Source organism: Candidatus Thiodiazotropha sp. AKAK2 (assembly GCF_058244685.1).
Window position 1 is genome coordinate 178,395 of sequence record NZ_JBSYOP010000015.1, and the last position, 24,325, is coordinate 202,719.

General features: G+C 47.3%; 34 protein-coding genes. 31 read left to right on the plus strand and 3 right to left on the minus strand.

Translation table 11 applies throughout. The annotated features are described in order from the left end of the window. Nucleotides 1–7 precede the first annotated feature (7 nt). The 9 genes from AC4IE8_RS04695 (at nt 8) to AC4IE8_RS04735 (ending at nt 5,826) form a co-directional block, all read left to right on the plus strand. The gene (locus AC4IE8_RS04695) at nt 8–286 is read left to right on the plus strand and encodes a 4Fe-4S binding protein (RefSeq protein WP_071891887.1); all 279 of its coding nucleotides are present in this window, start codon (nt 8–10) and stop codon (nt 284–286) included. Nucleotides 287–297: 11 nt separating this feature from the next. Beyond that, the gene (locus tag AC4IE8_RS04700; protein ID WP_490790433.1) at nt 298–498 is read left to right on the plus strand and encodes a hypothetical protein; all 201 of its coding nucleotides are present in this window, start codon (nt 298–300) and stop codon (nt 496–498) included. Continuing rightward, entirely contained in the window at nt 491–907 is a 417-nt protein-coding gene (locus tag AC4IE8_RS04705; protein ID WP_068993077.1) for an ArsC/Spx/MgsR family protein, read from the plus strand. The genes AC4IE8_RS04700 and AC4IE8_RS04705 overlap by 8 nt, the downstream gene beginning before the upstream one ends. After that, nucleotides 904–2,190, plus strand: a complete 1,287-nt coding sequence (locus AC4IE8_RS04710) for an FprA family A-type flavoprotein (protein ID WP_068993074.1) — start codon at nt 904–906, stop codon at nt 2,188–2,190. The genes AC4IE8_RS04705 and AC4IE8_RS04710 overlap by 4 nt, the downstream gene beginning before the upstream one ends. Nucleotides 2,191–2,230: 40 nt before the next feature. Continuing rightward, nucleotides 2,231–2,515, plus strand: coding sequence for a 2Fe-2S iron-sulfur cluster-binding protein (locus AC4IE8_RS04715; protein ID WP_068993072.1), 285 nt, complete (start codon nt 2,231–2,233; stop codon nt 2,513–2,515). Nucleotides 2,516–2,539: 24 nt separating this feature from the next. Next, entirely contained in the window at nt 2,540–2,896 is a 357-nt protein-coding gene (locus tag AC4IE8_RS04720) for a 2Fe-2S iron-sulfur cluster-binding protein (protein WP_068993068.1), read from the plus strand. An 83-nt stretch (nt 2,897–2,979) separates the two neighbouring features. Further along, on the plus strand, nt 2,980–3,477 hold the full coding sequence (locus AC4IE8_RS04725; RefSeq protein ID WP_490790434.1) for a nitrogen fixation protein NifQ: 498 nt from the start codon (nt 2,980–2,982) through the stop codon (nt 3,475–3,477). A gap of 91 nt (nt 3,478–3,568) precedes the next feature. Further along, entirely contained in the window at nt 3,569–4,534 is a 966-nt protein-coding gene (gene draG, locus AC4IE8_RS04730) for an ADP-ribosyl-[dinitrogen reductase] hydrolase (RefSeq protein ID WP_490790435.1), read from the plus strand. A 614-nt stretch (nt 4,535–5,148) separates the two neighbouring features. Further along, entirely contained in the window at nt 5,149–5,826 is a 678-nt protein-coding gene (locus AC4IE8_RS04735; protein WP_490790436.1) for a hypothetical protein, read from the plus strand. Nucleotides 5,827–5,937: 111 nt separating this feature from the next. Here AC4IE8_RS04735 and AC4IE8_RS04740 read toward each other — a convergent pair whose 3' ends face one another. Together AC4IE8_RS04740 and AC4IE8_RS04745 are read right to left on the minus strand one after the other, a co-directional pair. Then, the gene (locus AC4IE8_RS04740) at nt 5,938–6,180 is read right to left on the minus strand and encodes a hypothetical protein (RefSeq protein WP_068993048.1); all 243 of its coding nucleotides are present in this window, start codon (nt 6,178–6,180) and stop codon (nt 5,938–5,940) included. Between the two features lie 35 nt (nt 6,181–6,215). Next, nucleotides 6,216–7,115, minus strand: coding sequence for an SIR2 family protein (locus AC4IE8_RS04745; RefSeq protein ID WP_068993045.1), 900 nt, complete (start codon nt 7,113–7,115; stop codon nt 6,216–6,218). 426 nt (nt 7,116–7,541) lie between these two features. On the opposite strand from AC4IE8_RS04745, the gene AC4IE8_RS04750 reads away from it, so the two are divergent. Beyond that, nucleotides 7,542–7,793 (plus strand): DUF3144 domain-containing protein, encoded by a 252-nt coding sequence (locus AC4IE8_RS04750; protein ID WP_068993043.1) that lies wholly within the window; start codon nt 7,542–7,544, stop codon nt 7,791–7,793. A gap of 35 nt (nt 7,794–7,828) precedes the next feature. Further along, nucleotides 7,829–8,194 (plus strand): hypothetical protein, encoded by a 366-nt coding sequence (locus AC4IE8_RS04755; protein WP_068993040.1) that lies wholly within the window; start codon nt 7,829–7,831, stop codon nt 8,192–8,194. 172 nt (nt 8,195–8,366) lie between these two features. Here AC4IE8_RS04755 and AC4IE8_RS04760 read toward each other — a convergent pair whose 3' ends face one another. Further along, nucleotides 8,367–9,215, minus strand: a complete 849-nt coding sequence (locus AC4IE8_RS04760) for an NAD(+)--dinitrogen-reductase ADP-D-ribosyltransferase (RefSeq protein WP_490790437.1) — start codon at nt 9,213–9,215, stop codon at nt 8,367–8,369. 188 nt (nt 9,216–9,403) lie between these two features. Here AC4IE8_RS04760 and nifH point away from each other — a divergent pair, with 188 nt between their 5' ends. The 20 genes from nifH to AC4IE8_RS04860 all read left to right on the plus strand — a co-directional run bounded on the left by nifH (nt 9,404) and on the right by AC4IE8_RS04860 (nt 24,325). Next, nucleotides 9,404–10,282, plus strand: a complete 879-nt coding sequence (gene nifH / locus AC4IE8_RS04765; RefSeq protein WP_068994847.1) for a nitrogenase iron protein — start codon at nt 9,404–9,406, stop codon at nt 10,280–10,282. Between the two features lie 101 nt (nt 10,283–10,383). Next, a complete protein-coding gene (gene nifD / locus AC4IE8_RS04770; RefSeq protein WP_068994848.1) occupies nt 10,384–11,865 on the plus strand; it encodes a nitrogenase molybdenum-iron protein alpha chain in 1,482 nt (493 codons plus the stop codon). Nucleotides 11,866–11,976: 111 nt separating this feature from the next. Further along, nucleotides 11,977–13,548: a nitrogenase molybdenum-iron protein subunit beta gene (gene nifK, locus AC4IE8_RS04775; RefSeq protein ID WP_490790438.1), complete on the plus strand. Its 1,572-nt coding sequence runs from the start codon at nt 11,977–11,979 to the stop codon at nt 13,546–13,548. A gap of 125 nt (nt 13,549–13,673) precedes the next feature. Continuing rightward, complete coding sequence (gene nifT, locus AC4IE8_RS04780; RefSeq protein WP_490790439.1) at nt 13,674–13,889, plus strand: putative nitrogen fixation protein NifT; 216 nt, start codon at nt 13,674–13,676, stop codon at nt 13,887–13,889. A 20-nt stretch (nt 13,890–13,909) separates the two neighbouring features. Further along, a complete protein-coding gene (locus AC4IE8_RS04785; protein WP_069005825.1) occupies nt 13,910–14,104 on the plus strand; it encodes a 4Fe-4S binding protein in 195 nt (64 codons plus the stop codon). Nucleotides 14,105–14,261: 157 nt separating this feature from the next. Then, nucleotides 14,262–14,966, plus strand: coding sequence for a dinitrogenase iron-molybdenum cofactor biosynthesis protein (locus AC4IE8_RS04790; RefSeq protein ID WP_490790440.1), 705 nt, complete (start codon nt 14,262–14,264; stop codon nt 14,964–14,966). Continuing rightward, entirely contained in the window at nt 14,963–15,229 is a 267-nt protein-coding gene (locus AC4IE8_RS04795) for a DUF6129 family protein (RefSeq protein ID WP_490790441.1), read from the plus strand. Before AC4IE8_RS04790 ends, AC4IE8_RS04795 begins: the two co-directional genes overlap by 4 nt. A gap of 11 nt (nt 15,230–15,240) precedes the next feature. Further along, nucleotides 15,241–15,981 carry a 4Fe4S-binding leucine-rich repeat protein gene (locus tag AC4IE8_RS04800; RefSeq protein ID WP_490790442.1) on the plus strand — a complete coding sequence of 247 codons (741 nt, stop codon included), beginning with the start codon at nt 15,241–15,243 and terminating at the stop codon, nt 15,979–15,981. Nucleotides 15,982–15,984: 3 nt separating this feature from the next. Then, nucleotides 15,985–16,983, plus strand: a complete 999-nt coding sequence (locus tag AC4IE8_RS04805) for a glycosyl transferase family protein (RefSeq protein WP_068994854.1) — start codon at nt 15,985–15,987, stop codon at nt 16,981–16,983. After that, entirely contained in the window at nt 16,980–17,927 is a 948-nt protein-coding gene (locus AC4IE8_RS04810) for a hypothetical protein (RefSeq protein ID WP_068994855.1), read from the plus strand. Before AC4IE8_RS04805 ends, AC4IE8_RS04810 begins: the two co-directional genes overlap by 4 nt. A gap of 326 nt (nt 17,928–18,253) precedes the next feature. Beyond that, nucleotides 18,254–19,675, plus strand: coding sequence for a nitrogenase iron-molybdenum cofactor biosynthesis protein NifE (gene nifE / locus AC4IE8_RS04815; protein ID WP_068994856.1), 1,422 nt, complete (start codon nt 18,254–18,256; stop codon nt 19,673–19,675). Beyond that, on the plus strand, nt 19,672–21,093 hold the full coding sequence (gene nifN / locus AC4IE8_RS04820) for a nitrogenase iron-molybdenum cofactor biosynthesis protein NifN (RefSeq protein WP_490790443.1): 1,422 nt from the start codon (nt 19,672–19,674) through the stop codon (nt 21,091–21,093). The genes nifE and nifN overlap by 4 nt, the downstream gene beginning before the upstream one ends. Before the next feature lie 10 nt (nt 21,094–21,103). After that, nucleotides 21,104–21,535 carry a NifB/NifX family molybdenum-iron cluster-binding protein gene (locus AC4IE8_RS04825; protein WP_141694617.1) on the plus strand — a complete coding sequence of 144 codons (432 nt, stop codon included), beginning with the start codon at nt 21,104–21,106 and terminating at the stop codon, nt 21,533–21,535. 3 nt (nt 21,536–21,538) lie between these two features. Next, nucleotides 21,539–22,024 carry a SoxR reducing system RseC family protein gene (locus AC4IE8_RS04830; protein WP_490790444.1) on the plus strand — a complete coding sequence of 162 codons (486 nt, stop codon included), beginning with the start codon at nt 21,539–21,541 and terminating at the stop codon, nt 22,022–22,024. 4 nt (nt 22,025–22,028) lie between these two features. Next, nucleotides 22,029–22,502: a NifX-associated nitrogen fixation protein gene (locus AC4IE8_RS04835; protein WP_068994860.1), complete on the plus strand. Its 474-nt coding sequence runs from the start codon at nt 22,029–22,031 to the stop codon at nt 22,500–22,502. A gap of 10 nt (nt 22,503–22,512) precedes the next feature. After that, the gene (locus AC4IE8_RS04840; protein ID WP_068994861.1) at nt 22,513–22,728 is read left to right on the plus strand and encodes a CCE_0567 family metalloprotein; all 216 of its coding nucleotides are present in this window, start codon (nt 22,513–22,515) and stop codon (nt 22,726–22,728) included. 10 nt (nt 22,729–22,738) lie between these two features. Next, complete coding sequence (gene fdxB / locus AC4IE8_RS04845; protein ID WP_068994862.1) at nt 22,739–23,074, plus strand: ferredoxin III, nif-specific; 336 nt, start codon at nt 22,739–22,741, stop codon at nt 23,072–23,074. Nucleotides 23,075–23,095: 21 nt separating this feature from the next. After that, nucleotides 23,096–23,422, plus strand: a complete 327-nt coding sequence (locus AC4IE8_RS04850; protein WP_068994863.1) for a (2Fe-2S) ferredoxin domain-containing protein — start codon at nt 23,096–23,098, stop codon at nt 23,420–23,422. 59 nt (nt 23,423–23,481) lie between these two features. Beyond that, nucleotides 23,482–23,958 carry a hypothetical protein gene (locus AC4IE8_RS04855; protein ID WP_490790445.1) on the plus strand — a complete coding sequence of 159 codons (477 nt, stop codon included), beginning with the start codon at nt 23,482–23,484 and terminating at the stop codon, nt 23,956–23,958. Continuing rightward, nucleotides 23,951–24,325: a hypothetical protein gene (locus AC4IE8_RS04860; RefSeq protein ID WP_068994865.1), complete on the plus strand. Its 375-nt coding sequence runs from the start codon at nt 23,951–23,953 to the stop codon at nt 24,323–24,325. Before AC4IE8_RS04855 ends, AC4IE8_RS04860 begins: the two co-directional genes overlap by 8 nt.

Below are 24,325 nucleotides of genomic sequence, written 5' to 3' on the forward strand. Positions count from 1 at the left end.
GTAGAGCATGGCTTATGAAATCATAGAGAGTTGCGTCAATTGCTGGGCCTGCGAGCCGCTTTGTCCAAGTGATGCGATATTTGAAGCCAGGCCGCATTTTAAGATAGATGCAAAGAAGTGCACAGAGTGTGAAGGGGATCATGTTGACCCGCAATGCGTCAGCATCTGTCCTATCGAAGGTGCGATTCTTAATCCATTCTCGGAACCTGCCAATCCTCCGGGGTCATTGACCGGGATACCGCCGGAACGAATGGAAGAAGTCATGGCTGAGATTCAATCACGCTAGGAGATCATCCCATGTTCGATCAAAAACCAGCTCTGCAACCTGTACATCGGGAGACGGATAAACCCAATCGCTACTGGATGAAATTTGTGCGTAACCATTTTGTCAAGCCGGCAGACTCACTGCCACCAAGAGGCATGGCATTACCAGAGCGTCTGTGGCAACGGCAATCTGCTTTGATTACGAGTATGCAGGAGTCACACAAAGATGACTGATCTGGTTTTTTATGAAAAGCCAGGTTGCATCGGCAACAAACAGCAAAAAGCGATCTTGCGTAGGCTGGGTATCAGTTTGGAAGTACGTGACATACTCAGTGAAACTTGGACAGCGGAAAACTTACGATCATTTTTTGGCAATAAAGCCATCTCCGCTTGGTTCAACGAAAGTGCACCACTAGTAAAAAGTGGGGAGATCGAGACCGATCATTTAGATGAGACTGAGGCATTACGCTTAATGGTAGAGCAGCCGATTCTGATCAAACGGCCATTAATGATCTATCAATCGCTGAAGCAATCCGGCTTCACAGTTGGGCCGGTACTTGACTATCTTGGTGTAAACCTGAATGACGGTCAAAAAATGGAAACTTGCCCGATGTCTGATCAGCCGTGCGAGACGGTACCGTGAGTAACCAAATCGATGTGTCAAGTCACCGAGATGCTGTCGAGTTTGCAGATGGTGTCTACTGGATTGGGGCGCTGGACCCTACATTGAGGACGTTTGACATTATCCTCAGTACTGCGAATGGCACGAGCTATAACTCCTACCTAGTCAAAGGGCAGGATGGTGTTGCGATTATTGATACGGTCAAAGAGAATTTCAGTGAGGAATTTTTTGCCCGCCTAGAATCAGAGGTTGATTACAAAGAGATCAAAGCGATCATTCTCAATCATCTGGAACCGGATCATACCGGCGCTTTACCCGAGTTGATGCGTCGTGCACCTGAAGCAAAACTCTATATCTCCCAACGAGCAACTTCAATGCTCAAAGCACTGCTCAAACCAACTAGCGATGATGGTTTCGAGTACACCACTGTAACCACTGATGACCGTATCTCACTGGGAGATAGAACACTTCGTTTTCTACATACTCCATTTCTTCATTGGCCAGACACCCAATGCACCTACCTTGAAGAGGAGGGGATCCTCTTCTCTGGAGATGTATTCGGTTGCCACTATTGTGACAAAAGATTGTTCAACGACTTGGTTGGCGACTTCAGATTCTCATTCGACTACTACTACGCCCATATCATGCGGCCATTCAAAAAGCATGTCATGGATGCGTTGAAATTGATTGAGCCACTCAAGATCAAGCAGATCGCCCCGACCCATGGTCCCATACTCAGAGAGCGACCACGTCGCTACGTTACCCATTATCGGGAACTATCCACCTCCAGCCTGTCACGGGAAATCGGTGTTGCAGAGCAGTCCCTGGTGATTTTCTACATGAGTTCCTATGGCAATACCGCACGCATGGCGGAAGAGGTCAATGAGGGGGCCAATGCAATCGACGGCGTAAGGGTCTCTCTATATGACCTGGAAGGTGGTGAGACTGGACCGTTCGTCGACCTGATCGAAGAAGCCGATGCCTTGCTGTTTGGTTCACCAACCATCAATGGTGATGCCGTCAAACCGGTCTGGGACCTGCTTTCCTCACTGGCCGTTGTCAACCTGAAGGGAAAACTGGGTGGCGCTTTCGGTTCATACGGCTGGAGTGGTGAAGCGGTAGCGATGATAGAAGACAGAATGCGTGGATTAAAAATGCGTATTCCACAACAGGGCTTGAGAATCAAATTGATACCCACTGAGGAAGAGTTGGAAGAATGTCGGGCCTTTGGTAAGGCCATCGCTGAGGAAATGGTAGGGAAAAAACAGCAAAAGGCAGTGATCGACATGGCCGACCTGGCATGACTCCGAGTGTTATTAATCTATTTAATTAAGGTGAAATGAAATGGCAAAAGCGAAAATTACGTTTCAAGACATTGAGCAGACTGTCAATGTGCCTGCGGGTACAAGAGTCATCGAGGTCTCTGAAAAAATTGGTGCCGGTATTATCTACGGTTGCCGGGAAGGAGACTGTGGTACCTGCATGATGCATGTTGAAGAGGGTTGGAACAACCTGACTGAACCTTCTGTACTGGAGGAGAAAGTTTTGAAGGAGAATATGGCTGGACGGCATGATCGCCTCGCCTGTCAGGCCCAGATCCTTGGTGACTGTAGTGTAAAACCTACTTAAAAACAGTATTTAGGAGTTAATGAAATGCCATTAATTACATTCAGTAATCCCGATTTTAAGGATAAAACGGTCTACGCAGTAGCTGGTAGTTTTACCGAAACAGTCCTGAAAATAGCCAAAACCAACAAAATTCCAATCAACTTCGATTGTGGTGATGGTGATTGTGGAAGCTGTGCAATTCAGGTCAGATACATCGGTGACAAAGAGCCAATGGGCTACCATCTTGAGGAGAAAGAGAAGAAAATCCTCAGGGAACTAGGCAAAATCAGCAAGCAAGAGATGGAAAAGATGATCGTTGATGATTTGCCAAGCAAATGGCGACTTGCTTGCCAGTTCATTCCCAGAGATGAAGATATCGTAGTTGAATATGAGGCGCTATGATGTCTAGCACAGCACCGATCAGTGATAGTGTCACAGCGTGTCATTGCAGACTGATCGGTGCTGCTGCGCACCAGGATGATGCTATGGAATCAATTCTGGCCCGTATTATTGCTTCATGGGCCTATGGACATAGCGTATTACCACAGTGGATGGGCTTGGGAGAGCTGGAATTTCGGCGCCTGCTCCACCACCATTTCCCGACCATACAACCACAAAACCTGTTAGGTTTCGATCATTCTCCAATGTGTGAAAATGATGAGGAGATGGAAGATCTGCGTAATTTGTTAATAAACAATCGCGCTCAACGGAGTCTTTCTGAGCATTGGTTAGTTGAAATACTGATCTATGGCTGTTTGGGAAACGACCATTTGTGGCAGGATCTGGGGCTTTGGAGTCGTGCCGACCTCTCAAAATTGATGGCAGATCACTTCACGCCACTATATGAGCTTAACTCTAAAAACATGAAATGGAAGAAATTTCTCTATAAAAGGCTGTGTGAAACAGAGGGAATTTACACCTGTCGTGCACCCAGCTGTGAAGCTTGCGCCGATTATTCGGTTTGCTTTGCTCCTGAGGACTAATAAACTATAGAGAATCAGGCTGTTAATCTCCCGGCGACCAATTTGACTACATTCAGCTACAGTTAGCCTGACTGAAAGGAGGCAACAAACGTTGCTTAATCAGTCTGTAGCGGGAATTGATGAATGGTGCATAATGCCAGGGCAAAAAACAATAATTGATAACGACATTTCACAGCGTGCACTTTCAGCTTATCTGGGACTGGCTATTGGCGATGCTCTGGGCGCCACCACAGAATTTCTCACACCGAATGAAATTAAAGTGCAATATGGTGTCCATGAGACCATATCCGGGGGAGGCTGGTTGCATTTGAAACCTGGTCAGGTAACGGATGATACCGAAATGAGCCTGGCTCTAGGCGATGCATTACTCAAAAGTGGTGGTGTCAGTGCCAAGGCCGTGGCTGAATCATTCAGTGACTGGATGCGTAGCAAACCAATCGATATAGGCAATACGGTTAGGAGGGGTATCATACAGTTCAGGAACACCGGCCGCCCATGGGTTGATGAGAATGAATATGATGCAGGTAATGGCGCATGTATGCGGTCACTGCCAATAGCAATTCTGTATGTCAATGGATCGCAGGATACCCTGGTCGTTGCATCACGAACGCAGGCTCATACTACCCATAACAATCCGCTTTCAGACGCCGGTACCGAGGCTGCTTTGGAGATGTGTGCTGCGGCTATGAAAGGAGAGGATAAAGCGAGACTTAAAGAAATAGCCGACCGACTGGTTGAAACCCATAAAGCATTTCGTTTTGACAAACGGCGGGTAGAGAACCCTAGCGGGTATATCGTCGACACCTTGCAGGCAGTATTTCAGGCCTTATTTGATAATGAGGACTTTGAGTCCACCCTTATTGATGTGGTCAACAGAGGTGGGGATGCTGATACGACAGGTGCAATCGCTGGGATGATCGCCGGGGCATTCTACGGTCAGAGTGGTATACCAAAAAAATGGCTCAAACGGTTAGATCCATTTATCGTGAATCGCTGTAAGTCACAAACAGATGCACTGCTCAAACTGGCAGCTGAGCATCCTAGTGTATCTGGTTGACTACGACCGAGTAGACTCTATTACATAAAACTACTATATCCTGACTACAGTCTACACCTAACCAGAACTACTGCTTTACCTCCAGAGCGATTGTCGAAATACTTTACAAATACACACTGTTAAATCGCTTTCTCTTGTAATTAATCTTTAACTTTCAATAACTCAAATGGGTTGGCATAGGTATTGCTGCAATGACTATGTAATTGATGTTGATTTTGCTCGTCAATAACATCAATTTTTTTTGCAGCACCAGGAGTCCTAGCAAGTGATCAACTTATTTGAAAATAAACTGGAAACAGCAAGGCTCTCCAGTCATATCAGTGACGCAGTCGAATCGAGTTCCGGTTGCCTCATGAGCTCTCAACAGTCAGACAACCGCAGGAGCTCAATACTCAACATGGCTAATCGATCAAAGGTCTGTTCTCTTCCGACAAGAAACGGAATGGTTAGGCGTTTGGTCTGGTTTTAGTTTACTTTGAAATCCTGCGAGCTGTCTCTTCTCTTATTCTAAATTATCCTGCACAGTTTCCATCATCTCATTCCAGGATCGATTGATTACACATCAGATAATCATTTGATCACAGTTCTGCAAATTAACTGTATAATCCTCTAGGATGAATAAACACAACAGTGATTCCGTCTACAAAACCCCAGAAGCCAATCTGTTGGAGGAAGAGGAACTACCCACTTCCTTGCTGAACAGCAATCTTAATTATACCAAGCTGATATTGCTATTTTGGTTGTCTCTTCTCTATTTGTTGGCAACTCTTCCAATGGTGGCAATCTCTTTTATGAGTGGCGTGGTGCCAGATAATGAAAGCTACCGTTTAGCAACTGATATCGTAAGCCTGATAGACAATCTACTCTATCTATACCTGCTGTATATGTTTAAGCTTTTATTGAATTACAGACTGGCTTGCCATTCAGTTGATAACTATATTTATGCCGCAATTATCCTCTCACTGATTATGTCTGTACTCTCATATATCATGCCGGAAGAGGTGGAGTCACTCGGTTTCAGTACGCTGGGCTTTTTTGTTCTGATGGTTCCATTGGGGGTTGTCAACGTTATTTACGGGATCAAGCTTCTTAAACTCCAATCCTATTTCAGCTATCTAAGGCTCTATTCATGGAGCACCATCATTGCAGGAATATTTCTGGCTTCTGTTGTGTTGTTTTTGTTTGCAATTCCCGCTGGTATGGTATCAAGTTTTGCAATGGCAATGATGTTCCATACAACGGCCAAAGAGCTTAAAAGGTATGACGCTGGCAAAAATACCACCACCTACTGATTGACGCCCATCACAACGGTACAGAATCACCTATTGCGCTCTTGTCGGCGTATGCAGGAGATGGAATCTATTAGAATTTTCAGGTTTATGGGAAATCTCCTAGGTTATTCTTTAACGGGATAATCCATTGGATTTTTCGGTTCTTTCATGACGAATCGTTTTTTCGACCTTACGAGCAAAATATTGTACAAACTCCTCAATATTTTCATATTCATATTCAAGAGCCATAGAGCTAATATCTTTCATAAGGCGTCGTAACTGTTCGATTTCAGATAAACTGCGCCCACAAGTGAGGCAAACCTCTCCATTGTCTCGGCAAGCATTCTTTCCCTGGCAGGGTTTGAAGATGGACATTTTACTACCCGATAGATGATTGAATACACTTCAGGTTAGCAGATTGCATCGGTTTCCAACACCAGTTTGTCATTAACTTCGCTACCTACAGCAGGGGTTGTGGTAGCTAGAAAAGAATCGATATCTGCTTCAATGATCTCAATGTTCATTTTCTTACAAAATCGTCGTTCCTTATCATTTGGTTCTGCAATCAATGCCCAACCGGCTGGTTGATCTGCTGCATAGATGATGTCAGACATAACCATCCTTTCAGTATCACGATTCATTCTCAAACCGAGAAACAGATACTGTTTGCTTTTGCGTTCGGCTTTCAGAAAACCTGGAATCGCAAAACCGCCCATTAGTTCAGTAATATAATCCACATAGTCAGCATCAGAAGCGATGTAGGTGGAATCGGGTAAAGGACTGCCCATGGGTTTAAATAATATCGGCAGACTTGTGTCGACATCACTTTGATCTATCTCGTTATCGGAATATTTTTTGCCATCATGCTGGTGGATGCGAAATCGATAATCTGTTCCACCAACTCTGGCAATTCCTCGTATCAGGATATGTGGTGTATTGGCATAGCTTTGCTGTAATTGAATATCCCGGTTGATATCGACTACATATTTTGGCTTCACCGATTCCAACCAGGCATGCAGTGGTGATTGAGACCATGGTTGATTGGCATATAAATCATCAAGAAAGCGATTGACAGTTGTTCGTCCACGTTTTAACTCCACATCCATCGCGGCACGGGCGAACTCATACATCAACCTAGGGGCCATTGGTCTGCCACCATTCATTGCAAGTATCAGACTGTCACTGTCTGCCGGTATCGGTTCGCCTGTATCAGTGTGAAACGAACCTTTGAGTACACCTGCACCAAGGTAGGGCACTATTGTACCGTTTTCTACACCTGACTTAAGCTCCGATAATTGCGTAACAGACATGATCAACCTCCAGATAAAAACTATTTGTCTGCTGATGGTGCAAAACACAGGCCAATGATAAGAAGCGCACAAATAATATCTGCAGTAATAACGATTACACTCTTAAAGTAAACTATTAAGTGGATTAGATATGTCATGTAACTAACTAAATAATAGAATAAATGCTTATATTAATTCAGCGTAATTAGAAAACGATTGATATTTCCACCGATGCGATCAAGAAAACACAACTAAGTTGGAATGATCACGAAGAGGAGTGTTTTTGTATGATTTATCACAATCAGAAGTATCTTAACGAATGCTGATTTCCTTCAAGCTAATGATGCAAAAGCTCAATGTAACCACTTTCAAACGCACACAATCATGGTTGGCATGAAATATGTAAGATGAATTTCAGATGGTGTTATTTCTACAGAGTGCCTTTCAATGCAGGAAACAGACTTTAGAGAAGTGGCTGATGAGTTCATTCATCTGGCTAACGATTTAAGTGAGGAGTGGGCAACGCCCTTTTTAAGTGCGGCATTTATGTATGCGGCTGCATGGTATAATACCCATTTCTTTTTTGAATCGGATGGTGTTTCAGATAATCAATTGGCTGCTGTCGATTACTATTGTGATCAATACAGGAAAATGTTGATGGAATGTATGCATGATTTTTCAACAAAGGGTAAGTCATAAGTTTTCTGTATACCAATACCTGATTTGGACAAGATATGAAACTTCAACCAGTTATTGAAACGCCACATCCAGCTGCAATCTGGGCCGAAACAGCACCTCTAGATCCTTTGCAGGTCGATTGTGTCACTGCTGTAATGCTGAAAATTCTTGATAACAAATGCAAGATGCAACCTGAACAACAGATGGCGATAACGGCTATCTATACTGTTGTCAGACAGAGGCAGGGAGCTCTATTCGAGCCTTCCATTCATCAGAAAATCGATGATGCACTGAATGCGGACAGTGCTATATCCTGTCAACAGATCCATGAGCTTCGGCTTTATGCTGAGAGGATTATCCCCAAGCCTGTCATGAAACATTTCAAAAGCTATCTTCGTGACTCCCTGTACGATCTCAATTAGGACCTGATAACACGAATCCAATATGCTCTGCCGAGTCTTTTTTTACATCTAGTGGAGATATCATTCGCTCATGTCGCCGGGATACACCAAGCGATGTTACCTTGCTGGGAACAAAAACTGACCCAGCAGAGCATATTGGATTCGTGTTAACAGGTCCTAGTGGTCAATGGCCCTAAAGGATGCTGAGATTCACTTTATAGACTCCGCCAATCACCAGATACTCATTTTCACCTCTGAGCCTGTGTGGAAGCAGATCTGGTAAATACAGCAATTTCACCAGAGGTACTTTTGCCTGCAGGATGTAATCACCGAATTCATCTGCTCTTTCTCGTTGGCTGGTGAATGAATTGAGATTGTTTAACAGAATGACATACTCCCGTTTACTGAACTGGTGGAGTATCTCATGCTCCTTGATCTGATTGATGCCTCTGTAAAGGGTGAGATGGGTTTGTTCCGGGAACAGTTTTTCGACTTCGTATTGACAATAGGTATAGAGCAGATCGAGTTGGGCCTCCAGTCCATTCGTATTGTAGAGTCCATTCGCCCGATCAGTCAGATAGGTTTGATAGTGCTCTGTCGTATAGTCCCCCAATGGACCCTGGTGATTTCTTGTCCGGAGTCCAAATCTGGATTCCACCCAACTTTTCATAACAGCCGCTTCCTTCCCGTCAGCATCAAACATCCAACCCCGCAAAACTCTCAGATAGTCTGCCTTATCACGTTTAAAACGGTGTTGTTCCTCCTCACTGAAGCCAGCCTCATCCAAATTGTCGAGTAGAAATCCCGAACGCATGTAATCCATAAAGTGGATAGCGCGTTGCTCCCGCTCAGGCACCTGTTGTAAATGAATGAATAAGTCTGCATGCAATTCCGCCACACCATCTAAAAAAAGCCTTACCGGATGTTGCTGAAAGGTCAGACTGCCTAGGATGACTGCCGGCAGGTTACATCGGTTGATTGGCAGTCGTGCATAGGCGGGTAAAGAACTGCCCGATGTGGCTGATTGTTTGTATTCATCCATACATATGCTGGGTGATTGTCGCGAACCCGACCTCAATATTTTGCTGTATGTATAAAATTATATTCAATAAAAACAACAAATTAAACAATATTTTCAATTTTGGCACACCGCTTGCAAAACCTAGGTTGTCCACGTGACCACAAACGACTTTAGTCACTACTGATTCAACAATAGTAAGGAGATCCAACATGGCACTGCGTCAATGTGCAATCTACGGTAAAGGCGGCATCGGTAAGTCTACCACGACCCAGAATCTGGTCGCTGGTCTGGCCGAGCTTGGTAAGAAAGTCATGATCGTCGGTTGCGATCCGAAAGCGGATTCCACTCGTCTGATCCTGCATTCCAAAGCTCAGAACACTATCATGGAGATGGCTGCCGAAGCTGGTACTGTCGAGGACTTGGAACTGGAAGACGTACTTAAATCCGGTTACGGCGACATCAAATGTGTTGAGTCTGGTGGCCCTGAGCCAGGTGTAGGTTGTGCCGGCCGTGGTGTTATCACTGCGATTAACTTCCTTGAAGAGGAAGGCGCCTACGAAGAGGATCTTGACTTTGTATTTTACGACGTACTGGGTGACGTTGTGTGTGGTGGTTTCGCGATGCCGATTCGTGAAAACAAAGCACAAGAGATCTACATTGTTGTATCTGGTGAGATGATGGCTATGTATGCTGCCAACAACATCTCAAAAGGTATTGTTAAATATGCCAATTCAGGCGGTGTTCGTCTGGCCGGTCTGATCTGTAACTCACGTAATACCGATCGTGAAGATGAGCTGATCGAAGCCCTGGCTGCCAAGCTGGGTACCCAGATGGTCCATTTCGTTCCACGTGACAATGCTGTACAGCGCGCTGAAATTCGTCGTATGACAGTCATTGAGTACGATCCTACCCACAAACAGGCTGATGAGTACCGTACTCTGGCGAAAAAGGTAATTGATAACAAAATGTTGGTGATTCCTGAGCCCTGTACGATGGATGAACTCGAAGACCTGCTGATGGAATTTGGCATCATGGAAGAGGAAGACGAGAGCATTGTTGGTCAGACTGCCGCGGCTGAAACTGCCTAAGTCATTCGGATTAAACCGGCCTTTCGGGGCCGGTATCCATCTATCATTTTTTCACAGCCTGTGCATCCACAGATTAGTGGTGGCAGGTGAAGGAGAATATTATGTCAGATATGACACGCGAAGAGACTGAAGCCCTCATCCAGGAAGTGCTCGAAGTCTATCCTGAAAATGCCAAGAAGGATCGTGCCAAACATCTCACGGTCAATGACCAAGAGGTTGAACAGTCTAAAAAGTGCATTACATCCAACCGTAAATCCCTGCCTGGTGTGATGACCATCCGTGGTTGTGCTTACGCCGGTTCGAAAGGTGTGGTGTGGGGTCCAATCAAGGATATGATTCATATCTCCCACGGTCCGGTTGGTTGTGGCCAGTACTCCCGTGCCGGTCGTCGTAACTACTATGTGGGTACGACCGGTATCAACACCTTCGGCACCATGAACTTCACCTCAGATTTCCAGGAGAAGGATATCGTTTTTGGTGGTGACAAGAAGCTCTCTAAGATCATGACTGAGATTGAGCAGCTTTTTCCGCTGAATAAGGGTATCACTGTACAATCAGAGTGTCCTATCGGTCTGATCGGTGACGATATCGAAGCGGTTTCGAAGAAGACTTCAGCTGAGATAGAAAAGCCGGTTGTACCGGTTCGCTGCGAAGGTTTTCGTGGTGTATCCCAGTCTCTTGGCCATCATATCGCCAACGATGCTGTACGTGATTGGGTACTGCATAATCGTGATGGCGACAACAGCTTTGAAGCCACCGACTATGATGTCACCATCATCGGTGACTACAATATCGGTGGTGATGCCTGGTCTTCCCGTACCTTGCTGGAAGAAATGGGTCTGCGTGTTATCGCCCAGTGGTCCGGTGACGGCACCCTGGCTGAAATGGAAAACACACCTAAAGCTAAATTGAACCTGCTTCACTGCTACCGTTCAATGAACTATATCTCCCGTCACATGGAAGAGAAGTATGGTATTCCCTGGATGGAGTATAACTTCTTCGGTCCTACCAAGATTGAAGAGGCCCTGCGTAAAATTGCTGCCTTTTTCGATGAGACCATTCAGGCCAATGCCGAGAAGGTTATCGCAAAATACAAGGTTGAGTACGAAGCTGTCATTGCCAAGTACCGTCCTCGTCTCGAAGGCAAGCGTGTGATGCTCTACGTTGGTGGTCTTCGCCCACGTCACATCATCGGTGCTTATGAAGATCTGGGCATGGAAGTGGTTGGTACCGGTTATGAGTTTGCTCATAACGACGACTACGACCGTACCATCAAGGAAATGGGCAACGCGACACTGATCTATGACGATGTTACCGGTTACGAGTTCGAAGAGTTCGTTAAAAAGGTCAAGCCAGACCTGATCGGTTCCGGCATCAAAGAGAAGTACATCTTCCAGAAAATGGGTATTCCATTCCGTCAGATGCACTCCTGGGATTATTCCGGTCCCTATCATGGTTACGACGGCTTCGCCATCTTTGCCCGTGATATGGATATGACTCTGAACAATCCCTGCTGGAACAAAATCCAGGCACCCTGGTTGAAGGGTGAGGAAGAGGCCGAGGCCGCTGCGGCTGGCGCTTAAAGGAAGGCGCCAGATAGTTGTTTGGTGAAAGCAACTATCGGGTGCAAACGACCAGATTCAAACTTAACCAACCGTCTGTCCACAGATTAGTGGCGCGGTAGGAGAACTATCATGAGCCAAGTAGTCGATGACATTAAACCCAGTTATCCTTTGTTTCGTACAGACGAATACATCGAGACTCTGAAAAACAAGCAGGAGTCCTTCGAAGAGAAGCATCCTTCTGAAAAAATTCAGCAGGTCTTCCAGTGGACAACCACAGAAGAGTACAAAGAGCTGAACTTCAATCGTGAAGCCCTGACTGTAAATCCTGCAAAAGCCTGTCAACCATTGGGTGCAGTGCTGTGTGCCCTCGGTTTTGAAAAGACCCTGCCCTATGTGCACGGTTCTCAAGGTTGTGTTGCATACTTCCGTACCTACTTCAACCGTCACTTCAAAGAGCCAGTGGCCTGTGTATCTGACTCAATGACGGAAGATGCGGCGGTATTCGGTGGACAGAAGAATATGTTCGCCGGCCTGGAAAACGCCAAAGCCCTCTACAAGCCGGAGATGATCGCAGTCTCCACCACCTGTATGGCCGAGGTTATCGGTGACGATCTGAATGCCTTCATCGGCAATGCCAAGAAGGAAGGTCATATCGAACAGGAGTTCCCCACACCATTTGCCCATACCCCGAGCTTTGTCGGTTCCCACACCACCGGTTGGGACAACATGTTCGAAGGTATTCAACGTTACTTTACCCTCAACTACATGGATGACAAAGAGGTGGGTAGCAACGGCAAGATCAACATCGTTCCGGGTTTTGAGACCTATCTCGGTAACTACCGTGTCATGAAGCGGATGATGGAAGAGATGGATGTGGACTACAGCCTGCTGTGTGATCCCACTGAAGTGCTGGATACCCCAGCAGACGGTGAGTACCGGATGTATGACGGTGGTACTTCCATTGACGAGATCAAGGACGCACCAAATGCAATTGATACCCTCTATCTGCAGCCTTGGCAGTCGGTGAAGAGTCGTAAGTTTACCAAAAACACCTGGAAACAGCCGGCATCTGATATCGCCATTCCTATGGGGCTGGAAGCCACGGATGCTTTCCTGATGAAAGTCTCCGAGCTGACCGGTAAGCCGATCTCTGAGTCTCTGACCCGTGAGCGCGGTATTCTGGTTGATATGATGACCGACAGCCACGCCTGGTTGCACGGCAAGAAGTTCGGTCTCTATGGTGATGCTGATTTTGTCATGGGTATGAGCAAGTTCCTTCTGGAGTTGGGTGCCGAGCCGATACATGTATTGTGTAACCATGCCAACAAACGCTGGAAAAAGGCTATGGAGAAGATTCTTGCAGAATCTCCATATGGTCAGAACAGTGAAGTTCACATCAGTAAGGACCTTTGGCATTTCCGTTCACTGATGTTCACCAACAAGCCTGACTTCATGATAGGAAACTCATACGGCAAGTTCATTCAGCGCGATACTCTGCACAAAGGTAAAGAGCACGAAGTACCGCTGATCCGTATCGGCTTTCCGATCTTCGATCGTCACCACATGCATCGTGATACCACCCTGGGTTATGAGGGTGCCATGTACATGTTGAAGACTTTGGTTAACGCTGTACTTGAGCGTCTTGACGAAGAGACTCGCGGTATGGGTACCACTGACTACAACTACGATCTGGTACGTTAATACCCCATGGTAGCACGAGTATTGAGTGTTGCCTTCTGAGCTTAAACGGCGGGTTTTTAACCCGCCGCCTGGCTCTGAACCGATATTCAAATACTCGGATCAACGAATGAAGTGAGGTAACCATCGTGCCAAATGTAATGATACGTGTGAAAGACAATGGCGCTCTACTTTTCTACATAGCGAAAAAGGACCAGGAAGACGAGATCGCTAAGGTTGAAAAGGATAGTGATACCGAGTGGGGTGGAGAGGTCGAACTTACGGACGGTACTAGATACTATATCGATCCAATCAGTCCTCCGCCATCGTTCCCTACAACCCTTCGATTCAAACGCGCCGATTAGCTGTAATCAGGAGAATTATCATGGCTTTTCAAATTGTTCGAGATATCTGCACCGCCTGTGGTGATTGTGAACCGGTTTGTCCTACCCAATCGATTGTGCCTTTCAAAGGTGTGTATAAGATAGAAGAGGAAACCTGTACTGAGTGTGATGGGGATCATGATGTTCCTCAATGCCTCGATGTCTGCATGGAAGACGACTGCATCATTCCCGTGTAACTTTCTATAAGTTGCATCGCCGCTAATATGCGTAACTCATGAAGTCCATGAATTGATATTTCACTATGGTTGTGAATTACGTCTATTAGCGGCAAACATTATGTCTATAACCATGAGTCGGTACATTTATCATCTATGAGATATTTAGGAGTGAACTATGAGCGCTTCCCCGATTTCTGAGGAAATTGCATTACGAATCGGTTTGGCAGCCAGAGCGTTGCCGGATACCGAACCAGCCCGTCTACTCCGTGTTCTCGACGATGTTATTGGGCTTCCGCCAACCGGCAAAAAGTTATCCTCGCTGAAAGTTAAAGATCTGAAATCAGCAGCTGATGGGGAGTTTTCCGAATGTGATACGGAAGTAATCAAAGAAGCGCTCTCCTACCTGAAGGGTGAACACAGTCTTGCGAGTCAACCACTTCCAGAGATTGAGGATTATCAGGAAGGGGATATGCGCAACAGCATCAGAGTTGCTTTTGCCTCCAACAAAGGTGAGATGCTGGATGGACATTTTGGGTCCTGCCGCCGTTTTTTGATTTACCAGATCACAGACAAGAGTAGTCGATTGGTCGATATCAGATCGGTTGAAGACAATCCCGATGTGGATGATAAAAATGCCTATCGAGTCAGCTTGATTGATGATTGCCAGTTACTGTTTGTCGGATCGATAGGTGGTCCAGCAGCAGCAAAGGTGGTGAGAGCCAGTATTCATCCCATAAAAAAACCTCAGGCCGGTACAATCAGCGATGAGATAGCCTCCCTACAATCAGTTATCGGTGATGATGCTTCACCCTGGCTGGCTAAAGTCATGGGTCAGGATGCGGAACAACGGATCAGATTTGAGCAGGAGCTTGAAGCATGATTAGTCAAACCCAACTCAATGACATCGGTGGGCTTTTGAAGCACCAAGTGATCGATGAATCATCAGTCAATGAACTGAGACAGAAGTTTCCGAATATCCATTTTACCTATTGTATGGATGACGACGTGATTGCTGCATCACCTCTGCATGAGTCTGAAACATTCAATCTCTATCTGATCGACAGCAGAAACCATTGTCTCAGTTTTACCCAGGATATGGACATTGCGACTGGCATTGTGGTTGCAGAGATAGAAGCCGCGTGAAACCAGAGTTAATGACACAGAACAAGGTTGATGTTCCTACCGCTGATTGCAGTACCTGCCCACATAAAGAAGACAGGTTAAAATCAGGCCGCTGTAATCCCGGTGATATCTGTGTGCGTGCAATGAGTGGCAGACAGATCGCCCGCTTCTTTAAACTCAATCCGGACCTGGCTGAAGTCTATGCAGGCGATGAGTTCTGGGAAAGGAGGGCTATAGCTGCCCGTTACTTATCCCAACAACGCCTGCTGCAAATGCTCGATGATCCTGATGAAGTTGTTCGTAGGGTTCTTGCCTACAGAATCCCCATCGATCGGTTGGAACCGTTGATCAGTGATCCGGATCGGGAGGTCAGGATAACGGTCGCCGACAGACTACCACTGGAACTGTTGGAAAAGATGGTCATGGATGAGGACTACATGGTGCGGCACACAGTCGCCAAACGCCTGATCCCCGGAAGACTATTTCGGATGATTCTCGATAATGACAGAGAAGTGCGTAAAACCGTGGCTATGCGTCTGCCACTGGAGAGTATTGGTTTGATGATCAACGATACGGCAGCAGAAATACGCTTGGTTGTAGCCGAACGAATTGAAGCAGAAGGCCTTTCACCGCTAATGGTCGATTCAGACTGGCGGGTACGTTTAATCGCATGCCAAAGAGCACCTCTGGAGCTACTACCTCAGATGCTTGAAGATGATGACGAAGACGTAAGACTTGTTGCAAAAACACGAATTTCAGACCAACAGGAATAGATAATGCATCCGTTTGCAAAATATATTCAGATACTGGGAAAGGGTAAGAATGGAATGCGCCCCCTCACTAGGTCACAGGCCTATGAGGCTATGAATATGATTACCTGTTATGATGTCGAACCGGAACAGATCGGCGCATTTATGATGTTGATGCGTGTCAAAGAGGAGACTGCCGAAGAGGTGGTTGGTTTTGTTCAGGCCTTGAAAGAGAGCTTGCCGATAAATCAACAGGCGCAAACACCTGCAATCGATTGGGCCGCATATGCCGGTAAAAAACGCCAATTGCCCTGGTTTTTATTGGCAGCACTGATATTGGCACGTCGCGGTTATCCAGTGCTGATGCATGGAATGAGCCGCAGTGATGAACGGGTGTATGTTCCTGAAGCGCTGGATGCACTCGATATGAGCGCTGCAGACTCGATGCGGGATGCGGAACAGCAGCTGTCTGAAAACGGATTTGCCTACATACCGATCAGTAAATTATCCCCACTTGCTTCTCAACTGATCGCCACACGTGAGCTGTTTGGTCTTCGTCCACCATTGCATACTGTGGTTCGAATGTTAAACCCACTCTCCGCACCACTCAGTCTAATGGGAGTTTTCCACCCTAATTTTGCAACCATACATCAGCAGGCAGCCCAGATGCTCGGGCTGAAGCGTGCACTGATCTGTAAAGGGGAGGGTGGTGAGTTTGAACGTATTCCCGACCGGGCAGCAGAGTTGAATGGGGTATCCAATGGCAAAATATGGTTGGAAAGCTGGCCAAATTTGAGTAAACCAGGGTTACAGACCAAACAACAGCGTCTAAATTTAAACCACTACAGATCAGTCTGGGACGGAGAAATTGATGATCACTACGGTAGATTGGCTGTAACGGGAACACTGGCACTGGTAATACGGGCTCTGGGACTCGTAGAGGAACCGGTTGAGGCTCATCGGATGGCCGAAACCTGGTGGCAGACTAGGCACCAAGCTGATGCGGTGTTTGAGGCAGCATCATGAATGCGCCGATTGCAAAACCTGAAACCATCGCATCGCTTTGCCTCAGTTTTGATTTCAGTAACGGATTTGAGCATCTGACTGAACAGATCAATCGCTTGATGCCAGAACTTCAATTTACCCATGTTGTTACCCGGGGTCATTGGTATCGCCTTGGCGGTGTTGTTGATGCAGATTACAAATCCATTAGCCAGAATATCGCCCAATGGGCAGAAGAGCGTTCTGCAGGAGATGTAGACAACCTGGTTGCCGAATATATCGATTGCGGCTATTTTGCGACACGCCTGGCAGGCAAGACCCACTATTTTACCGCCCCCTGTGGAGATGGACCTGAGCAGTTCATTCAACTTGAAATCGAAGAACTTCAGGAAGTACTCGATAGACCTTTGATCGAGCGAGATTGGTTTCCGGAAAGTCTTGAAGAGTTTCTCGATCCTCTGGACTATCCACGCCTGGAGCCAGAACCCATAGGTTCTGCCTATCTTCAGTTTCGACGGATAACACCCATTGAGAGCTTGTTAAAGGAATCCTCCGGAAAAAACCGGTCGATGCAATCCCTTGCGCGATTTTTCCGTGATTGGCATGAGAGCAGTGCCGGTATGCAGAGTCAGTTCTGCAATCACTGGATATTGGCGCTCAGGGAGTATCAGGATAGTGACGGTGAGCATCAACTCAGTGCAAAACCCAACAGCACCTTCTCTGGAGAGTTGAAGGTGACAAGTCTTGGGGATACCCCCCATGGGTCTGAGCTGGCCAATGCCATTCATGGATATGATCGTCAGGTTGGCTATCCTTTTGCCTGGTTTTTTAACCTGCTCAGTAGTAAATCAGAAAACTACAATCTTGCCGAAGCGGTACTGATGGATCAGATGGGCGCCTTCGATTATCTGCCACCACGGGATCTTAAAGTACTTCGAGCGTGGGAGTCGAACCCATACGGGGTATGATTCATTTAAGACCTTCTGGGGCCTGTTAACACTAATACAATAGGCCCTAATGCTTCTATACGAAGTGGAATTCAGCAGATGTATTTCGTTATGCGATTGAGTGCTGTTCAATCATAAGTTCATTGGATCTTCAGATCGGCTGCGTGCATTTATATTCCTCAATGGTCCACTGACAGATCATTTACCCATAGCCTACAAACAGAACAAATTGTAGGGTTCACTACAAAGCTTTCCCAACTATAAGTGTCTCAAAAACAACAAGATAAGTGGTGGCATATGGATTGCATATGAGTGCTTATCAATCCTAATGGAGTCCTGGCCATCACATGAAACAGAAAGATATTGCCGCTCTACTCGACGAACCGGCCTGCGCGCACAACAAGAAATCAAAGTCGGGTTGTGCAAAGCCGAAACCTGGGGCTACCGCTGGTGGATGCGCCTTTGATGGTGCTCAGATTGCACTGTTACCGATCGCGGATGTGGCCCATATCGTTCATGGTTCAATTGCTTGTGCCGGTAGCTCCTGGGATAACCGGGGTACCAGGTCGAGCGGTTCCAGGCTGTTTCGTGTCGGCATGACCACCGATCTCACCGAGCAGGATGTGATCATGGGGCGAGGTGAAAAGCGTCTGTTTCATGCCATCAAACAGGCTGTCGATAATTACAAACCAGCGGCCGTTTTCGTCTACAACACCTGTGTGCCCGCACTGATTGGAGATGATGTCGAGGCTGTTTGTAGAGCCGCTGAAGAGCGATGGGGTACGCCTGTCGTTCCGGTCGATGCTGCCGGCTTTTACGGCACCAAGAACCTGGGTAATCGCATTGCAGGCGAATCCATGGTCAAACATGTGTGTGGTAGCAGAGAACCGGATCCACTGCCTGAAGAGGCTGTCAGGGAAGGTATCAAGGTCCATGATGTTTCATTGATCGGTGAATATAACATTGCCGGTGAACTCTGGCATGTTTTACCACTCCTGGATGAGTTGGGTTTGCGGGTACTCTGCACCCTGTCAGGTGATGCACGATTTCGCGAAGTTCAGACGATGCATCGCTCATCCGTCAATATGATGGTCTGCTCAAAGGCGATGATCAACGTCGCACGTAAGCTTCAGGAAGCTTTTGGTACACCCTGGTTCGAAGGCAGCTTTTACGGTGTTAGAGATGTTTCTCAGGCACTGCGCGATTTTGCCCGGGTGATTGACGATGAGGATTTAAGCCAAAGAACTGAGGCACTGATCAGCCGTGAAGAGACGAGAATTGATCAATTGCTCGAGCCTTGGCGGGAGAAATTGCGCGGGCGTAAGGTGCTGCTCTATACCGGAGGAGTTAAATCCTGGTCTGTGATCGCAGCCTTGCAGGATTTAGGCATGGAAGTGGTGGCAACCGGTACCAAAAAATCCACTGAAGAGGATAAAGCCAGAATCAAAGAGTTGATGGGGCAGGATGCCGTCATGCTGGAAGAGGGTAATCCAAGGGCCCTGATCAATATTGTTCATGAAAAAAATGTGGATGTGTTGATTGCAGGGGGGCGCAATATGTATACCGCGCTCAAGGCACGCATTCCTTTTCTTGATATCAACCAGGAACGTGAGTTCGGTTATGCCGGTTATCAGGGCATGGTGGAGCTGGCACGTCAACTGGTGCTGACCATCGAGAGTCCTGTCTGGCCTCAGGTCCGTACTCCTGCACCCTGGGTGGTGGGACCCTCCACAGCCGAATCCACATCAGACCAGGAGGTAGTGGCATGACTGAGATCATCAAACGTAACAAGGCGCTCTCTGTAAGTCCTCTGAAAGCCAGTCAGACCATCGGCGCCGCTTTGGCTTTTCTCGGGTTTCGTCGTGCCATACCCATGTTGCATGGCTCTCAAGGTTGTACTGCTTTTGGCAAGGTTTTTTTTGTAAGGCACTTCCGTGAACCCATTCCACTGCAGACCACTGCGATGGACCAGGTGACAACGGTCATGGGTTCTGAAGAGAGTGTGGTTGAAGGATTAAAGACAATTGCGGAAAAGAATCAGCCAATGCTGCTCGGGGTGCCCACCACCGGATTGTCCGAGACTCAGGGCAGTGATGTCCGCATGGCACTGAAGATGTTTCGAGACAAGTACCCTCAGTTCGATACCATACCGGTCGTACCGGTAACCACACCAGATTATACCGGTTGCCTGGAGAGTGGTTTTGCCAAAGCAGTGGAAGCGATTATCAAAACCACGGTACCGGCAGCGGGAGAAGCCAATACCGCTCCAGGCAGACGTCATCGGCAAGTCAATGTTCTGGTCGGTGCTTCACTGACTCCGGGAGACCTGGAAGAGCTGAAGGAGATCATCGAATCCTTTGGTTTACGCCCCGTGGTGATTCCCGACCTGTCAGATTCCCTGGATGGTCATTTGGGTGAGGATGAGTTTTCCCCACTTACCATCGGTGGTACAGAGGTGTCAGAGATGTTAACCCTCGGCGATGCCAAAGCCACGCTGGTGGTTGGCAAATCCTTGCAAAAAGCAGCCGATGCTCTGCAGCAACTGACCGGAGTACCTGACTATCGGTTTGATCACCTGATGGGCCTGCAGGCGATGGATAGCTTTATTGACAGCTTGCATCGAATCTCTGAAGAGCCGGTCCCTGCAAAACTGGAACGTCAACGGGCTCAGTTGCAGGACGCTATGCTCGACAGCCATTTCATGCTGGGTATGGCTCGCTTTGCTCTGGCAACGGATCCTGATCACCTGGTTGCATTGAGTCAGATGCTGGCTGGGGTTGGTGCTGAAACCGTGGCAGCCGTTGCACCGATAAATTCACCATCTCTACAACTGGTTGCTTCCGAGAAGGTGAAGATCGGTGATCTGGAAGATCTGGAGAAGATGGCCAAAGCGGGTGGTGCAGAAATCCTGATTACCAATTCTCATGGCACTGAGAGTGCTGAGCGCCTGGGTATTCCATTGCTGCGTGCCGGCTTTCCCCAATATGACTTCCTGGGTGGTTATCAGAAAACCTGGATCGGTTACCGGGGCAGTCGTCAGACTTTGTTTGATCTGGCCAATCTCATGCTCACGTTGGAAAAAGGTGAGATCTCTCCTTACCGTTCCATCTACGCACAAAAGACAGACTTTCGGGAGGTGACAGATGAGCATAACTCGACGGCTACAACTCGTGGGCTGCACCACTGAGGATAAATGGATGGAGACAGCCCTGAAAGTTGCCTTTGCAACCAGTGATATGAAACGGGTGGACCAACATTTTGGTGCCGCCCAGAGTTTCGCTATCTATGCCCTTGACCAACAGAAGGTCTGTTTCGTCGAAGCGGTTGAGTTCGGCAAGCTCGATATGGATGGCAACGAAGATAAGCTGGTTGCCAAGATCGATGCACTGAAGGGTTGTATTGCTGTGTATAGCCAGGCTGTGGGTGCCTCAGCAATCAACCAACTGAAACTGAAAGGTATTCAGCCGGTGAAAATATCACCTGGTGCCTCTATAACCTCTCTGCTTGAGTCACTCCAGCAGGAGCTCAGGGAGGGACCTGGCAGTTGGCTGGCCAGAGCGATCAACAACACCATTCCCGCCGACCCCTCAAGATTTGATGAAATGGAACAGGAAGGCTGGGAGGAGTAGACGATGACAGACCAGGAGATGCTTGAAGAGTCAGCCAGGGTTATCGGCGTCGTCGGCGATAAGATTTGGATAGAGACCGACTCGAGAAGCGGTTGCTCCCAGTGCGCCAGTTCAAACTGTACTACTTCTGTGGTCGCCAAGCTGTTTGGCGTGCAGAAGAACAAATTGTTAATCGATAACGGTTTAGAAGCCAAGCCTGGCGACCAGGTTGTGATTGGAGTTCCTGGCAGATTAATAGCAAAGGCGTCTGTGCTGGCCTATCTGTTACCGCTCGTATTGATGCTGGCCATAACCCTGATGGGCAGTGCATTAGGAATCAACGATGGCATGCAGAGCCTTTTAGCGCTGGCCGGTTTGTCGATTGGGTTGTTACTGGTTCGCTGGATCACAAATAGGGGCGTTTCAACACCAGGCTATGGGCCACAGCTGCTTAAAGTTGTGGGAAACAGTTATAAGCATGTCGTATTTCCGAAACATATGAGGAGTTAAACTGATGAATGAAGCCGTTGTGCTGATCAGCGAAGACGACCCGGTCCTGGAGACCGACTTCGCCAAGGAGATGGTACGCCAGATGCGTGCCATCGATACCTATGGTACCTACGATGATTGGCCAATAGCCAAGATTCTGGAACCATTTGTCCTGACCAAGGAGAAGAAGCGGGAGATTCCTGTGATTGGTGATCCGGATGAAATCACCTTATCCAGGGTGAAAGCTTTTTATAACGCGATTTCAGCGCTTATTGAAAAAGAGTGTGGCCTGATGGCAGTTCCCATGTTGAATCTGACTCACGAAGGATTCGGCCGCTCGCTGATAACCGTTGGTAAGCTGGTGGTTATGGATAAAACATTGCGCGATGTGCATCGCTTTGGCTTTGCTTCACTTTCAAAAATGAAAGATGAGGCTGACAAACTGCTTTCGGTGGCCCTGGAGATCATCGGACAACATACAAAAGTTGCGGGTATGTGAGGAGTAGATCATGACCGAAGAAGAGTTGAAAGCCATACACAAAGCTTCCAAGCGTGCCAAGCGTATTGCTACTGAAAAAGCAGGCGAACTTCATGACCTGGTGGAAGACCGTCTGCCTGCTGCCTATGAAGAGATACCCGCAATAGCACAAGCCACTTACGATGCATGTCAGGCCTGGGCTGAAGCCGAAGCCGTCTACAAAGCAGCTGCTGCAGAGATGAATTGAGGATAGACCAATGTCAGTAATTACCGGTTTAACCCGTGGTGGTGAAGAGTACACTCCCGCATTTGTAATGGATATCAATCAACAGAACTGCATTGGTTGTGGTCGATGTTTCAAGGTCTGTCCCCGTGATGTCTTCGATCTGATCGATCGGGACGATGTGGAAGGACTGCTCGACGACGATGATGATTATGATGACGATTATGGCGATGATGATGATGGTTTCTCAGATGACACCGCGATGGTGATGAGCCTAAAGAACACGATGGACTGCATCGGATGCGGCTCCTGTGCGCGTATTTGTCCAAAGAAGTGCTTTACCCATCAACCTCAAACTGTTGCTGCATAGACAAGACGTAGGAGTGTAATCATGCCAAAACCGAAGAAACATGTCTTTGTCTGTGTGCAGAGTCGACCGATGGGGCATCCCAGGCCATCTTGCAGTCAAAAGAATTGTACTGAAGTTGCTGAGGAGTTCTATGGGCAGCTTCAACAGCGCCAACTGTTCGACCAGATACAGGTTACGACTACCAGCTGTCTCGGTCCCTGCAGTGAAGGACCGTCTGTACTGGTCTATCCTGAAGGGATCATGTATGGCGGTGTCTCAAAACAGGATGTTGCAGCCATATATGATGAGCATCTACTGAATGATCAGCCGCTAGAGCGGCTAAAAGTTGCTGAGGAATTTTGGGCTTGAATCAGAGCTCCAACAGATCAGAGCGCCCATTGAATGTCGTGCGGTTAATCGGCAATGAGGTGCATTTCGGTTTCGATATAGAGCCGGATGCGAATGCTGAATTGCAGAGAGCGGCGTCTCTGATCTCCTCACGGGAGGCATCCTCGGAAGCTCTGCTTCATGCAGAACAAATTGCTCCAGAGCAGATCGAAGTACTGATCGCTCGTTACAAGTTTCACTTCTACCAGGGTGAGACTGGAATCGCAGAAAAACTGGTTATCAAGTCATTGTGCCTGGCCGCAAAGCAAGGCAATTTCAATCAGGATTGGCGACAACTGAATTCAAGTTCTGCTGACTGGGATAATCCACGTGGCCCTGAACGTTTCTATCTTTACGGTCTCAAAGCGCTTGCTTTTATTCGCCTGCGCCAAGAAAAACCGGATGAGGCAGATTCGATTCTGCGTAAGTTGAGCTTGATTGACCCTGCTGATCAGGTGGGAGCGAATGTTATTCGTGATCTGTTAGATGCTATTGTTGAGGAGCAAAACAATGGATGAATCAGTTGCGGTACGTTTTTATAAGATAGAAAAACTTGCCAATAGTGTGCACAAACGGCTCTATGAAGAAGTGATAAAGCTTGGTTTCTCCAATTCCGAAAACCTATTGAAATCACCACAAGAGGCGAGTTATCGATTGGAAAGAGACCCTTCGAATAGTGAATTCAGTCTGGTCGGAGACTGGATGAACGAGAAGGGGTACCGACTCGGTACACTGCTGTTTCACGCAGATGGCAGTTTTTTTGTTGAACACGATATTGTTATGCCACATCCGACCAAGCCAGATTGGTTTGTTGAAGCGGTCAATGCCTGGGGTAATGATGCTGTAATAAAGGCGGAACCCAGGCTTCTGGCAGTTCCTAAATAG

Bases quoted from the DNA above. Each gene is read 5' to 3' on its own strand.
- fdxB (WP_068994862.1), top strand. From the start codon at position 22,739: ATGTCAGTAATTACCGGTTTAACCCGTGGTGGTGAAGAGTACACTCCC.
- nifK (WP_490790438.1), top strand. From the start codon at position 11,977: ATGAGCCAAGTAGTCGATGACATTAAACCCAGTTATCCTTTGTTTCGT.
- AC4IE8_RS04725 (WP_490790434.1), top strand. From the start codon at position 2,980: ATGGAATCAATTCTGGCCCGTATTATTGCTTCATGGGCCTATGGACAT.
- AC4IE8_RS04695 (WP_071891887.1), top strand. From the start codon at position 8: ATGGCTTATGAAATCATAGAGAGTTGCGTCAATTGCTGGGCCTGCGAG.
- AC4IE8_RS04705 (WP_068993077.1), top strand. From the start codon at position 491: ATGACTGATCTGGTTTTTTATGAAAAGCCAGGTTGCATCGGCAACAAA.
- nifE (WP_068994856.1), top strand. From the start codon at position 18,254: ATGAAACAGAAAGATATTGCCGCTCTACTCGACGAACCGGCCTGCGCG.
- nifH (WP_068994847.1), top strand. From the start codon at position 9,404: ATGGCACTGCGTCAATGTGCAATCTACGGTAAAGGCGGCATCGGTAAG.
- AC4IE8_RS04790 (WP_490790440.1), top strand. From the start codon at position 14,262: ATGAGCGCTTCCCCGATTTCTGAGGAAATTGCATTACGAATCGGTTTG.
- nifN (WP_490790443.1), top strand. From the start codon at position 19,672: ATGACTGAGATCATCAAACGTAACAAGGCGCTCTCTGTAAGTCCTCTG.
- AC4IE8_RS04810 (WP_068994855.1), top strand. From the start codon at position 16,980: ATGAATGCGCCGATTGCAAAACCTGAAACCATCGCATCGCTTTGCCTC.
- AC4IE8_RS04735 (WP_490790436.1), top strand. From the start codon at position 5,149: ATGAATAAACACAACAGTGATTCCGTCTACAAAACCCCAGAAGCCAAT.
- AC4IE8_RS04830 (WP_490790444.1), top strand. From the start codon at position 21,539: ATGACAGACCAGGAGATGCTTGAAGAGTCAGCCAGGGTTATCGGCGTC.
- AC4IE8_RS04840 (WP_068994861.1), top strand. From the start codon at position 22,513: ATGACCGAAGAAGAGTTGAAAGCCATACACAAAGCTTCCAAGCGTGCC.
- AC4IE8_RS04825 (WP_141694617.1), top strand. From the start codon at position 21,104: ATGGAGACAGCCCTGAAAGTTGCCTTTGCAACCAGTGATATGAAACGG.
- AC4IE8_RS04805 (WP_068994854.1), top strand. From the start codon at position 15,985: ATGCATCCGTTTGCAAAATATATTCAGATACTGGGAAAGGGTAAGAAT.
- AC4IE8_RS04750 (WP_068993043.1), top strand. From the start codon at position 7,542: ATGCAGGAAACAGACTTTAGAGAAGTGGCTGATGAGTTCATTCATCTG.
- AC4IE8_RS04795 (WP_490790441.1), top strand. From the start codon at position 14,963: ATGATTAGTCAAACCCAACTCAATGACATCGGTGGGCTTTTGAAGCAC.
- AC4IE8_RS04760 (WP_490790437.1), bottom strand. From the start codon at position 9,215: ATGGATGAATACAAACAATCAGCCACATCGGGCAGTTCTTTACCCGCC.
- AC4IE8_RS04745 (WP_068993045.1), bottom strand. From the start codon at position 7,115: ATGTCTGTTACGCAATTATCGGAGCTTAAGTCAGGTGTAGAAAACGGT.
- AC4IE8_RS04755 (WP_068993040.1), top strand. From the start codon at position 7,829: ATGAAACTTCAACCAGTTATTGAAACGCCACATCCAGCTGCAATCTGG.
- AC4IE8_RS04715 (WP_068993072.1), top strand. From the start codon at position 2,231: ATGGCAAAAGCGAAAATTACGTTTCAAGACATTGAGCAGACTGTCAAT.
- AC4IE8_RS04785 (WP_069005825.1), top strand. From the start codon at position 13,910: ATGGCTTTTCAAATTGTTCGAGATATCTGCACCGCCTGTGGTGATTGT.
- AC4IE8_RS04720 (WP_068993068.1), top strand. From the start codon at position 2,540: ATGCCATTAATTACATTCAGTAATCCCGATTTTAAGGATAAAACGGTC.
- nifD (WP_068994848.1), top strand. From the start codon at position 10,384: ATGTCAGATATGACACGCGAAGAGACTGAAGCCCTCATCCAGGAAGTG.
- AC4IE8_RS04860 (WP_068994865.1), top strand. From the start codon at position 23,951: ATGGATGAATCAGTTGCGGTACGTTTTTATAAGATAGAAAAACTTGCC.
- AC4IE8_RS04850 (WP_068994863.1), top strand. From the start codon at position 23,096: ATGCCAAAACCGAAGAAACATGTCTTTGTCTGTGTGCAGAGTCGACCG.
- AC4IE8_RS04835 (WP_068994860.1), top strand. From the start codon at position 22,029: ATGAATGAAGCCGTTGTGCTGATCAGCGAAGACGACCCGGTCCTGGAG.
- AC4IE8_RS04740 (WP_068993048.1), bottom strand. From the start codon at position 6,180: ATGTCCATCTTCAAACCCTGCCAGGGAAAGAATGCTTGCCGAGACAAT.
- AC4IE8_RS04800 (WP_490790442.1), top strand. From the start codon at position 15,241: ATGACACAGAACAAGGTTGATGTTCCTACCGCTGATTGCAGTACCTGC.
- AC4IE8_RS04700 (WP_490790433.1), top strand. From the start codon at position 298: ATGTTCGATCAAAAACCAGCTCTGCAACCTGTACATCGGGAGACGGAT.